We start from the raw sequence: 13098 nt of genomic DNA, 5'->3' as shown, positions 1-13098 counted from the left end.
CCATGACCACGAGCACCTCGCACGGCACGCTCGGCAGTTTCGCCGAGGTCGCGCTGCACGGTGACCGCGTCGCCGAACCGGTGACCGAAGCCGCTGTCGCCGAGCACGTCGCGGCGGCCGCCGCCGCGCACGGCTACACACCCGAGCAGTTGGAATGGCAGACCCCGGAGGGAATTGCGGTCAAGCCGGTGTACACCGCCGCCGATCGCTCCGCCGCGGTCGCCGAGGGCTACCCGCTGGACAGCTTCCCCGGCGAAGCGCCGTTCGTACGCGGGCCGTACCCGACGATGTACGTCAACCAGCCGTGGACGATTCGCCAGTACGCCGGGTTCTCGACCGCGGCGGACTCCAACGCGTTCTACCGCCGCAACCTCGCGGCCGGGCAGAAGGGTCTGTCGGTCGCGTTCGACCTGGCCACCCACCGCGGCTACGACTCGGATCACCCGCGGGTGCAAGGCGACGTCGGAATGGCCGGGGTGGCAATCGATTCCATCCTGGACATGCGGCAACTGTTCGACGGGATCGACCTGAGTGCGGTCAGCGTCTCGATGACCATGAACGGCGCCGTGCTGCCGATCCTGGCGCTGTATGTGGTGGCCGCCGAGGAGCAGGGGGTGCCACCGGAGAAATTGGCCGGCACCATCCAGAACGACATCCTCAAAGAGTTCATGGTGCGCAACACCTACATCTATCCGCCGAAGCCGTCGATGCGGATCATCTCCGACATCTTCGGCTACACCAGCGCGAAGATGCCGAAGTTCAACTCCATCTCGATCTCGGGCTACCACATCCAAGAGGCCGGTGCCACAGCCGATCTCGAGTTGGCCTACACCCTGGCCGACGGAGTGGACTACATCAAGGCCGGTCTGGACGCCGGTCTGGACATCGACAAGTTCGCGCCCCGGCTGTCGTTCTTCTGGGGCATCGGGATGAACTTCTTCATGGAGGTCGCCAAGCTGCGTGCGGGCCGGCTGCTGTGGAGTGAGTTGGTCGCGCGGTTCGACCCCAAGAGCTCGAAATCGTTGTCACTGCGCACACATTCGCAGACTTCCGGCTGGTCACTGACCGCCCAGGACGTCTTCAACAACGTCGCGCGCACCTGCGTCGAGGCGATGGCCGCCACTCAGGGCCACACCCAGTCGCTGCACACCAACGCCCTGGATGAGGCGCTGGCGCTGCCCACCGACTTTTCCGCCCGCATCGCCCGCAACACGCAGCTGCTGCTGCAGCAGGAGTCGGGCACCACCCGGCCGATCGACCCGTGGGGCGGCTCCTACTACGTGGAATGGCTGACCCATCAGTTGGCGCAGCGAGCCCGGGCCCACATCGAGGAGGTCGAGGCGCACGGCGGCATGGCCCAGGCCATCAGTGACGGCATCCCGAAGCTGCGCATCGAGGAGGCCGCCGCCCGCACCCAGGCCCGCATCGACTCCGGGCGTCAGCCGCTGATCGGCGTCAACAAGTACCAGGTTGCCGAAGACCAAGAGATCGAGGTGCTCAAGGTCGAGAACAGCCGGGTGCGCGCCGAACAGCTCGCCAAACTGGAGCAGCTGCGCGCCGAGCGTGACGAGGCGGCCTGCCAGGCCGCGCTGGCCGAGCTGACCCGGGCGGCCGGGGCTACCGGCCCTGCTGGGGATGACGGGCTGGGCAACAACCTGCTGGCGCTGGCCATCGACGCCGCTCGAGCCAAGGCCACGCTCGGGGAGATCTCCGACGCACTGGAGAAGGTCTACGGTCGCCATCAGGCCGAGATCCGTACGATTTCTGGCGTCTACCGTGACGAAGTCGGGAAGGGCAGCAACATCGCTAGCGCAACCGTCCTGGTCGAGAAGTTCGCCGAGGCCGACGGCCGTCGGCCCCGCATCCTGGTCGCCAAGATGGGCCAGGACGGACACGACCGTGGCCAGAAGGTGATCGCCACCGCGTTCGCCGACATCGGTTTCGATGTGGACGTCGGCGCGCTGTTCTCCACCCCCGATGAGGTGGCGCGCCAGGCTGCGGACAACGACGTGCATGTGGTCGGGGTGTCCTCGCTGGCTGCCGGGCACCTGACGTTGGTGCCGGCGCTGCGTGACGCGCTGGCGCAGGTGGGCCGGCCCGACATCATGATCGTGGTCGGGGGCGTGATCCCGCCCGGCGATTTCGACGAACTCTATGCCGCCGGGGCGACCGCGATCTTCCCGCCCGGCACGGTGATCGCCGATGCTGCCGTGGACCTGCTGAAGACCCTCGCGTCCCAGCGCGGCTACAGCCTCGCCGACCAAGCAGAACCGGCGGCAGACCAGAAATAGATGGCCGACAACGTGTCTGACACCGTTGCCGAGCTGGCGGCGGCGGTGCGCTCCGGTGACCGCTCCGTGCTGCCCCGGGCCATCACCCTGGTCGAGTCCACCCGCGCCGACCACCGTCAGCAGGCCCAGGAACTGCTGCTGGCGCTGTTACCGGACGCCGGCGGGGCTCGCCGGGTGGGCATCACCGGGGTTCCCGGCGTGGGTAAGTCGACCACCATCGAAGCCCTCGGAATGCACCTGATCGAGCAGGGCCACCGGGTCGCCGTCCTGGCGGTCGACCCGTCGTCGACGCGCACCGGTGGTTCGATCCTGGGGGACAAGACCCGGATGCAGCGGTTGGGGGCGCACGAACGCGCCTACATCCGGCCGTCGCCGACGTCGGGCACCCTGGGTGGAGTCGCCAAGGCCACCCGCGAGACGGTGGTGCTGCTGGAGGCCGCCGGCTTCGATGTGATCCTGATCGAGACCGTCGGCGTCGGCCAATCCGAGGTCACGGTCGCCAACATGGTCGACACCTTCGTCTTCTTGACCCTGGCCCGCACCGGCGACCAGTTGCAGGGCATCAAGAAGGGCGTGCTGGAGCTGGCCGACATCGTGGTGGTCAACAAGGCAGACGGCCACCACCTGGCCGAAGCACGCCTGGCTGCGCGGGAGTTGTCGACCGCTATCCGGCTCATCTACCCCCGCGAAACTCTCTGGCGGCCACCGGTTTTGACGATGAGCGCCATCGAGGGCACCGGGCTGCCGGAGTTCTGGGACACGGTGGAGCGGCATCGGCAGACGCTGATCGACGCCGGCGAGTTCGACGCCCGGCGACGGGCGCAGCAGGTGGATTGGACGCGTCAGTTGGTGCGCGACGCCGTGCTCGAACGCGCGCTGTCGGACCCGGCGGTGCGCGAGGTGCGCACCGAGGTGGAACAACAGGTACTGCGCGGAGAACTGACCCCCGCGCTGGCCGCGCAGCGAATCCTCGGGGCCATCTGGAATTAGTGGCACGCGCGTCCGGTAATCCGACTTATTTCGCCCGGTCGACGCGGTAGATTCCCAGCCATGACACCGCATCTCGAGGTTCGTCGGGCGCAGCTTCCGGCGAACGTGCACGGCGTGGCCGACCCGAACTTCGCCTGTGCTGTGCGCGCGTTCGCCGCGATGTTCCCGGGTCGCCGTTTCGGTGGCGGGGCGCTGGCGATCTACCTCGATGGACAGCCCGTGGTGGACGTGTGGACCGGGTGGTCCGATCGAGCGGGACGGGTGCCGTGGTCGGCCGACACCGGCGCCATGGTGTTCTCGGCGACCAAGGGTGCGGCGTCGACGGTTATTCATCGGCTGGTCGATCGGGGCCTCATCGACTACGACGTGCCGGTGGCGCAGTACTGGCCGGAGTTCGGGGCGAACGGCAAGACCGCGATCACCGTCCGCGAGCTGCTGGGACACCGGGCAGGCCTGACCCACCTCAACGGCGCCAGCAGGTCGGACCTACTGGACCACGTGACGATGGAAGCCCGGATGGCCGCTGCGGCGCCGGGACCCGAGCGCGGCAAACCCGCCTATCACGCGCTGACCTACGGCTGGCTGGTGTCCGGGCTGGCCCGAGCCGTCACCGGCGTGGGAATGCGTGAGCTGTTCCGCACGGAGCTGGCCGGACCGCTGGGTGTCGACGGACTGCACCTGGGTCGCCCGCCCGCCGACGCGCCTACCGTCGCAGCGGAGATCATCATGCCGCAGCGCAGTCGGCGGAACGCTGTAGTGGACCTGCTGGCGCCGCGGGCGGCCGCGGCGCTGCGGTACGGGGGCCTGGGCGCCTTCTACTTCCCAGGGTTGATGGACACCGTCCGCGGCGGCATTCCGTTCCTGGACACCGAGGCCGCCGCCCTCAACGGGGTTGCCACCGCCCGCGGGCTGGCTCGCCTCTACGGTGCCCTGGCCAACGGCGGGCAGATAGATGGCACCCAATTGCTGTCGCCCCGCCTTGTGGCGGGCCTGACCGGTCCGCAGACCCTGGAGCTGGACCGCACCATCGGGGTTCCGTTGGCGTTCCACCTGGGCTATCACGCGATCCCGTTCGGACCGGTGTTGCCCGGATTCGGTCACGTCGGACTGGGGGGTTCCATGGGCTGGGCGGATCCGGCCTCGGGGCTGGCGATCGGCTTCGTCCACAATCGGCTGCTGACGCCGTTCGTGGCGATCGACCACGCCGGTTTCGTCGGAACGGCCGCGCTGATTCGCCGCGGCGTCGCCCAAGGGCGTCGGCACGGCTACACGCCGATCCCGCAGCTGGGGGAGCCGTTCGCCGCGCCGGATGCAGCGACCGGCTAGTGGTGCTGCGGTGTTGTGCTGAATGGCGGCGACCCGCTTCACCCGGCTCCGCCGGGTTTGCGATCGCCGCTAGGGTTGCCGAGTGACTGACCGTACGCCGAAGCTCTACATCTTCCCGCACGCCGGCGGATCGCCGCAGTATTACGTGCCGTTCTCCAAGACGTTCACCACCGACGTCAAGCGCATCGGCGTTCAGTATCCGGGCAAGGGCGGAACCCACGACCTGGGCGCCTTCACCAGCATCGAAGACCTCGCCGACCAGGTCTGCAAGACAGTCGCACCGCCGGCTCCAACCGACGGGCCGGTCGCCTTCTTCGGACACAGCATGGGTGCACTGTTGGCATTCGAGGTGGCGCGCCGATTCGAGGCGGACGGACATCGAATTGCCGCGCTGTTCGTGTCGGCGGCGGGCGCCCCGGGACGAGCCGGCTACGACAACATCCCCGAGTCCGATCGGGGCCTGCTGGACGCCGTCAGCACTATGACGGGAGTCAACCCCGAATTCTTGGAGAACGAGGAGTTCGCGGCCAAGATTCTGCCGACCCTGCGCGGTCTGAAGGCCATTGCGAACTATGACTGCCCGCCCGAGGCCCGGGTGTCCTGTCCGATTTTTGCGTTCCATGGTGACGAAGATGACGTCGCCACCGCGGAGAAGGTCGGCCCCTGGGCGGAGCGCACCACCGCCGAATTCAGCGCGCGGGTGTTCACCGCGCCGGGCCACCACTTCTACCTCACCGAACACCTACCGGAACTGGTCGGCGAGATCGAGCAGAAGATCGCGCAGTACTGCCAGGGCTGACGCGTCCGGCCTGCCCGCAATGTGAATGGGCACTTGGTGCCGAAGTTACTCGTGATGCGCGTAATTGACTTCTCCGCTACTATGGCGGATCTGCTGCGTTTGCGCTGTATGTGGGCCATAAATTGCCTGTCAGCAGCGCGTCCGTGGTAGCCTCCGCGGGAGGGAAACGCCTGGGATGTCGGGGTCCAAGGAGTTTTAGGCAGGTTCCAAACATCCAGAAGGGGTACCCGTGTCGTTGGTCGAATCATCCGCACCGGCCGTGTCGGCCGGGCGATCTCGGCGCTCGGAGGTCCCCGCCCCCGTCTGCACCCGGCACGGCGAGCAACCAACCTGCGCTGAGGCTGAAGTATTCAGCTGAGCAAGCCCGCTTGGGATGCCCGCCAGACCTGATCCCGTGGGGGATCCATCCCAAATGTCGCTAATCCAATTGCATACCTCCGCTGTGCAGGGACCTTGCGCAGCGAAACCGTCAGTTCGGACAGTAAGCGCAACGACTCTCGACGGGGCCGAAGTACTCAGCAGGTGAGGTCCACGGACCTGACAGCATAAGGAGAAGACAACGCAATGTCGGTAACTGAAACGCACATCCCGACCCTGTTGGCGAACCTCGAACGGGACAAGCCGAACGAGCCTGCGTACACGTTCATCGACTACGACGTCGACCCCGCTGGCTACCGCGAGACCGTCACCTGGTCGCAGCTGCGTAACCGCGTGCGGGTAGTGGCCGCAGAACTGGCGACCTGCGCCTCTCCGGGCGACCGGGTGGCGATCCTGGCTCCGCAGAGCCTGGAGTACATCGTCGGGTTCTACGGTGCGCTGGAGGCGGGAATGATTGCCGTCCCGCTGCCTGTGCCGATGTTCGGCGTGCACGACGAGCGGGTGTCGGCGGCGCTGCGGGACAGTGCCCCGGCAGCGATCCTGACCACCACGTCTGCTGTCGGCGACATCGCCAGCTCGATCAAGGGCCTGGGCGGAAAACCGCCGGTGGTTATCGAGGTCGACGCCTTGGACCTCGACTCCGAGCCAGTGGCAGCACCCAGCGCGACGGCACAGACCAAGGTGGCCTTCCTGCAGTACACGTCGGGTTCGACCCGGACCCCGGCCGGCGTCATGGTTACTCATGCCAACGCCGTGTCGAACATGGTGCAGATGGCTGACGACACCTTCGCGCTGACCGGCGGAAAAGCGCCCGAAGGACTCAACCTGGTGTCGTGGATGCCGTTCTACCACGACCTGGGTCTGCTCGGAACCGTCATCTACCCGCTGGTCCTGGGAGTGCACACGGTGCACATGAGCCCGATGGCGTTCCTGGCGAAGCCGGCCCGCTGGATGCAGGAACTCGCCAAGGTTCCCGTCGGATTCACCGGTGGACCGAACTTCGCCTACGAGCTGGCCGTGCGGCGGACCTCCGATGAGGACATGGCGGGTCTCGACCTGAGCAACGTGCATACCTTCTGTTTCGGTGCGGAGCGGATTCACGCCGCGACGCTGCGACGCTTCGTCGACCGCTTCTCCAAGTTCAACGTGAACGCCGCCGCGCTGCGTCCCGGTTACGGGCTGGCCGAGGCGAGCGTTTACTTGACGTCCAACACTCCCGGAAATCCGCCGCCGACCGCGCGGTTCGACTACACCAAGCTGGCGGCCGGTACGGCCGAGCCCAGTGGCGCCGAAGGTGGCGTCGAGCTGGTCAGCTGCGGTGTTCCTCGGGCCTGCACCCTGCGTATCGTGGATCCGGAAACCCAGACCGAGAACCCGGAAGGCAAAGTCGGCGAGATCTGGACACACGGCCCCAACGTCGCGGCGGGCTACTGGCACAACCAGCAGGCCACCGAAGCCACCTTCGGTGGCAAGCTCGTCGACCCGACACCGGGGACCCCGCAGGGGCCGTGGCTCATGACCGGCGACCTCGGCGTCATCTCCGGTGGCGAGCTCTACATCGTGGGCCGGATCAAGGACCTGCTGATCGTCGACGGGCGCAACCACTACCCAGACGACATCGAGGCCACCGTTCAGGAGATCACCGGTGGTCGTGTCGCCGCGGTCTCGATCCCCGACAGCCAGTCCGAGCAGCTTGTTACGATCGCGGAGTTCAAGAACAAGGGGGGGTCCGATGAGGAGATTCTGGACAGGCTGACCGAGGTGCGTCGCAAGGTGACGGCTGCGCTGTCGAAGGCGCACGGCCTGGTGAGCGGAGACTTGGTCCTGGTGTCGCCGGGTGCCATCCCGATCACGACCAGCGGCAAGATCCGCCGTTCCAGCTGTGTAGAGATCTACCAGCGTGATGGGTTCGACCGACTGGATGCTACTGCTCGGTCTGTATGACAGATGACGAGCTGCTCGCGCGGCTCTCGGGGAGGTTGAGTTGAGCGAGAAGAGTGCTGCGCCGGTCGGGGGGCCGGATCGTCGGGCGATTGTTGCTGAGGCGCTGCGCAAGATTGATGATTTGACGGCGCGGTTGGCTGTTGCTGAGGCCGGCGATACTGAGCCGATCGCGGTGGTGGGTGTGGGGTGTCGTCTGCCTGGTGGGGTGGATGGTCCGGCCGCGTTGTGGCAGTTGTTGTGTGATGAGGGTTCGGGGATTGTTCGGGTTCCGGCGGATCGCTGGGATGCTGATGCGTTCTATTCGTCGGATCATTCGGTGCCGGGGACGATCTGTTCTCGTGAGGGTGGGTTTTTGACGTCGTGGCAGCCGGCGGAGTTTGACGCGGAGTTTTTTGGTATTTCGCCGCGTGAGGCCGATGCGATGGATCCTCAGCAGCGGTTGTTGATGGAGGTGGCCTGGGAGGCGTTGGAGCATGCCGGGATCACCAAGGAGGCGATCCGGGGCAGCCAGACCGGCATTTTCGTCGGCATGACCACCAATGATTACGCGCTGGACATCATGAGCCAGATCCGACCACAAGAAGTCGACCCCTACGTTCCCTTCGGAAATGCGGCTAATTTTGCGGCGGGTCGGTTGTCGTATTTCTTGGGTGTGCATGGTCCGGCGATGATGGTGGATACGGCGTGTTCGTCGTCGTTGGTGACGATTCATTTGGCGTGTGCGAGTTTGCGGCGTCGGGAGTCGGATCAGGCGTTGGCGGCCGGGGTGAACCTGATCTTGACCCCGCAGAACAGTATTGCGACGTCGCGGTGGGGGATGTTGGCCCCGGATGGGCAGTGCAAGACCTTTGATGCGGCCGCCGACGGTTACGTCCGCTCGGAAGGCGCTGGGGTGGTGGTGCTCAAGCGTTTGTCGGATGCGCAGCGTGATGGTGATCGGATTCTGGCGGTGGTGCGGGGTTCGGCGGTGAATCAGGATGGGCCGTCGTCGGGTCAGACGGTGCCGTCGGGTCCGGCGCAGCAGAAGGTGGTGCGGGCGGCGTTGGCGTCGGCGCGGTTGGGGCCGGGCGATATCGACTATGTCGAGGCGCATGGCACTGGTACGGCGTTGGGTGATCCGATTGAGTTGGATGCCTTGTCGGCGGTGTTTGGTGAGCGGGGTTCTTCGGCGCCGTTGGTGTTGGGGTCGGTGAAGACCAATTTGGGGCATCTGGAGTCTGCGTCGGGTGTTGCTGGGTTCATCAAGACGGTGTTGTCGGTGCAGCGGGGTTTCATTCCGCGGCATTTGAATTTTTCGGTGTTGACGCCGAATGCGGGTGTGGGGGCGTCGAAGTTTCAGATTGCTGGTCAGGGTATGGCGTGGCCGGCGGTGTCGCGTGTGCGTCGGGCGGGGGTGTCCTCGTTTGGGGTGTCGGGCACGAATGCGCATGTGATCGTTGAGCAGGCGCCGGATGCTGAGGTTGTCGCGGCGGCTGCTGCGGTGCCGGTGAGCACGTTGGTGGTGTCGGGGAAGTCGCCAGCGCGTATCGCGGCCACCGCCGAAGTACTCGCACAGTGGATGGCCAACGACGGCGCCGAGATCGCGCTGCCGGACATCGCACATGCGCTCAACCATCACCGCACGCGCCACCAGAAATTCGCCACCATCGCCGCCCGCGATCACGAGCAGGCCGTTACCGCGCTTGCCGCGCTGGCCGCCGGTGAATCCGCACCGGGCGTGGTGGAACCCGCTGAAGTGCTGCCCGGACCCGGCACGGTTTTTGTGTTTTCGGGTCAGGGTTCGCATTGGGTGGGGATGGGTCGTCGGTTGTTGGCCGATGAGCCGGTGTTTGCTGCGGCTGTTGATGAGTTGGAGCCGGTTTTTGCCCGGCAGGTGGGTTTTTCGCTGCGTGAGGTGATCGAGCAGGGCGTTGAGATTTCCGGTGATGCGCAGGTGCAGCCGGTGATCATGGGGTTGCAGTTGGCGTTGGCTGCGTTGTGGCGTTCCTATGGGGTTGTTCCGGATGCGGTGATTGGGCATTCGATGGGGGAGGTGTCTGCGGCGGTGGTGGCCGGGGCGCTGACGCCGGAGCAGGGTTTGAAGGTGATCGGGGTGCGGTCGCGGTTGATGTCGCGGCAGGCCGGTCAGGGTGCGGTGGCGTTGTTGGAGTTGGATGCCGCCTCGGCCCAAGAGTTGTTGGCGGGTTATCCCGGTGTTGAGGTGGCGGGGTATTTGTCGCCGCGGCAGACGGTGGTGGCGGGTGCGCCGGCGGATGTGGATGCGGTGATTGCTGCGGTGGCTGCTGCGGAGCGGTTTGCGCGGCGGGTGAACATGGAAGTGGCTTCTCATACCGCGTTCATGGATCCGATCCTGGATGAACTGCGTGCCGAACTGGCCGACATCACCCCCCAAATGCCACAGATCCCGTTCCTGTCCACTGTGGTCGATCCGCTCGGACCCACTCCGGTGCTCGACGCCCGCTACTGGGCGGACAACGTGCGCCAACCGGCCCGGGTGAATCAGGCGGTCGCTGCCGCAGGGGACAAATACGGCACGTTCATCGAGATCAGCCCGCATCCGATCCTTACCCACACCATCGACGAGATCCTGGACGCGGTGCCGCACTGCAGCGTCGCCACGCTGGTGCGCGAAGGCGATGACACCGTCGCCTTCCATCAGCATCTCAACAGCGCCCACCCGGTGAGCCCGCGCGAACTGCCGCACCCGTCGGGGTCCTACCCGGTGCTGCCGACCACACCGTGGCGACACACCCATCACTGGCTTGTGGTCGAAAGTTCCATCACCGCAGCCGAATCCGCACCACGGCCGGGCCGGCTGCTGGGCACCCACATCAAGATCGGCAGCACGCCGACCATCCACCTGTGGCAAGCCCGGTTGTCGCCGGATTCCAAGCCGTATCCCGGCAGTCACCGCAACAACGGGGTCGAGCTGGTCCCGGCGTCGGTGCTGCTGCAAACCCTCTCGGACGCGGCGTTCGAAGTCAGCGGAGACTCGGCGGTCAGCGAGATCCGGTTTGAGCACCCGATCATCGTCGACCGGCCGCGGACCATCCAGGTGGTCGCCGACGGCGAATCAGTGACAGTGTCGTCGAAGTCGGTTTCCGACGACCCGGCCGCCCGGTGGGTCAAACACCTCAGCGCCCGCATCACGCCGCGCAACGAATCCCTCGGGCTCGCTGTTGATTCCAGCCTCACCAACGGCCACAGCGGGACCCCCTTCGATGACGACGCGGTGACCGCGCTGTGGCTCACCTGGGGCAGCGAGGGGCGTCCTTTCGAGTGGTCGCTGACCTCCGGTCGCCTCACCGCGACCCATTTGCGTGCCGACGTCGCGTCCGCACAGTCCGGCACGGCAGCGCTGCTCGACGCCGCTCTGCATGTCGCCCGCCTGGTCGACAACACCAACCCCGAGCTGATGGTGCCGGCGTCGGTCGACGATGTCCGCTTCGGCGACGCACCGGCCGACGGTCGGGCCGGAGTCACCGTGCACCGGCGCGACGGTGGTGAGGGCGAACTCATCGTCGACATCGCCGTGACCACTGCCGACGGCGCCCAGTGTGTCGACATCCGGGGACTGCGCTACACGGTGCTCAACGTGGCCAACTCGGACGACCCGAGCTCGATCGCCCACGCGATCGACTGGCAGCCCTGGGACGCCGAACTGCAGGCCCCGAGTCAGCCGGGAACCGTGACGGTGGTCGGTGGCGGTGTCGCCGCGGACCGTCTGCGCGACGGACTGAGCGCGGTCGGGCATCACAGCGTCGGGATCGCTGAGGCCCAGAACGTCGTCTATGTCGCCGACCCAGTCCCCACAGACGAATCCGACCTGGACTGTGCGGCCCGACTGGCCGGCGAGGTGGCCGACCTGGTGGCCGCCCTGGCCGACCGCGACACGCACCCCCCGGCCCTGTGGATCGTCACCCACGGTGTCCACGAGGCCGCCTCCGCAGCTGCCGTGCGCCAAAGCTGCCTGTGGGGAATGGCGGGCGTGATCCGGGCAGAGCAGCCGCAACTCTGCGGTGGGTTGGTGGACTTGCCAACCGATGACACCGCTGATGCAGCTGGCAGCGCTGCGGCGCTGTCGAGCATCCTGCGCACGCCGGCCAAGTCCATCCTGGTGTGGCGTGGCGACCAGTTCCTGACGCCGGCTTTTACTCCGATCTCCGGTCCGCCGCAGCGCCAGCCGATGGTGTGCCAGCCCGACGGCGCCTACCTCATTACCGGGGGTATGGGAGCGCTCGGCCTGCTGATGGCCGGATGGTTGGCCGACCGCGGTGCCCGCCGCCTGGTGTTGGCCGGCCGCAGTGCCTTGCCGCCCCGGCGCGACTGGGACTCCGAGGAGATCGAGGCCGGCGTGCGGAACAAGATCGCCGCCATCCGGGCGTTGGAGCGGCGCGGTGTCACCGTTGATGTGGCCGGCCTGGACGTCGGGTCCCGGGCTGCGGTGACCGACCTGTTGGCCCGCCGCGACGCCGCCGGCGCCCCGCCGATCCGCGGCGTCATCCACGCCGCCGGTATCACCGAGGGGCAGCTGCTCACCGAGGTGGAGGCCGAGCGGCTGCGCGACACCATGTGGCCCAAGGTCGCGGGCGCCCAGGTGCTGAACGAGATCTTCCCGCCCGGAAGCCTGGACTTCTTCTACATGACCGCGGCCGCCGGGGCGGTGTTCGGGGTTCCTGGTCAGGGCGCCTACGCGAGTGCCAACGCCTACCTGGACGGCTTGGCCCGTGCCCGCCACAAGCTGGGTTGCCACAGCGTCAGCCTGGACTGGGTGGCGTGGAAGGGCCTGGGTTTCGGGGCCGAGGCGCACGTGGTGCTGCACGAACTGGAACGGATGGGCTCGCGGCCCATCACCCCGGCGGAAGCCTTCGCCGCCTGGGACCACGTGGAGCACTACGACGTCGCGCAGGCCGTGATGGTTCCGCTGCCCAGGGAAGGAAAGCCCGGGGAGTCCGCTTCCGGTGGCGCCGGACCGGTCCGAGACTGGGCGCAGCTGCCCGCCGATGAGATACTGAGCGAGCTGGAAATCGGGTTGCGCAGCATTCTGGCGCGCGAGCTTCGCATGTCGGAGGCTGAGCTGCAGCTGGACCGGCCGTTCGCCGAACTCGGCCTGAACTCCGTGATGGCGATGGCGGTCCGCCGTGATATCGAACAGCTGGTCGGTATGGAGCTGTCGGCGACCATGCTGTGGAATCACCCGACAACTGCGGCACTGGCGGCGCACCTGACCGGCAAGCTGCTGCCGCAGGACGATGTCGGCGGCGACGCGGCGGCATCAGGCGGTGAGCTGCCGGAGTCGACCGACAGTGTTTTGAACGAGCTGTTCGACAGCGTGGAATCGGCTCCGGCCGGATGGGACGGGATCTAGTG

At 66.9% G+C, this 13098-nt stretch carries 6 protein-coding genes; all 6 read left to right on the top strand.

The features are described 5' to 3' along the window. Positions 1 to 2: 2 nt before the first annotated feature. Positions 3 to 2291, top strand: a complete 2289-nt coding sequence (scpA, locus tag MJO54_RS12455; RefSeq protein WP_240174999.1) for a methylmalonyl-CoA mutase — start codon at positions 3 to 5, stop codon at positions 2289 to 2291. Next, entirely contained in the window at positions 2292 to 3281 is a 990-nt protein-coding gene (gene meaB / locus MJO54_RS12450) for a methylmalonyl Co-A mutase-associated GTPase MeaB (protein ID WP_064888341.1), read from the top strand. It begins immediately after the preceding gene. A 60-nt stretch (positions 3282 to 3341) separates the two neighbouring features. After that, positions 3342 to 4607 (top strand): esterase/beta-lactamase LipL, encoded by a 1266-nt coding sequence (gene lipL, locus MJO54_RS12445; RefSeq protein ID WP_275564460.1) that lies wholly within the window; start codon positions 3342 to 3344, stop codon positions 4605 to 4607. Between the two features lie 82 nt (positions 4608 to 4689). Continuing rightward, positions 4690 to 5406: a thioesterase II family protein gene (locus tag MJO54_RS12440; RefSeq protein WP_240174998.1), complete on the top strand. Its 717-nt coding sequence runs from the start codon at positions 4690 to 4692 to the stop codon at positions 5404 to 5406. A 564-nt stretch (positions 5407 to 5970) separates the two neighbouring features. Then, positions 5971 to 7728 carry an AMP-binding protein gene (locus tag MJO54_RS12435; protein WP_064889154.1) on the top strand — a complete coding sequence of 586 codons (1758 nt, stop codon included), beginning with the start codon at positions 5971 to 5973 and terminating at the stop codon, positions 7726 to 7728. A 40-nt stretch (positions 7729 to 7768) separates the two neighbouring features. Continuing rightward, the gene (locus MJO54_RS12430; protein ID WP_240174997.1) at positions 7769 to 13096 is read left to right on the top strand and encodes a type I polyketide synthase; all 5328 of its coding nucleotides are present in this window, start codon (positions 7769 to 7771) and stop codon (positions 13094 to 13096) included. Positions 13097 to 13098 lie beyond the last annotated feature (2 nt).

Source organism: Mycolicibacter virginiensis (assembly GCF_022374935.2).
In the GTDB taxonomy this organism is placed as follows: Bacteria; Actinomycetota; Actinomycetes; order Mycobacteriales; family Mycobacteriaceae; genus Mycobacterium; species Mycobacterium virginiense.
This window is presented reverse-complemented; position numbering and strand designations above follow the sequence as displayed.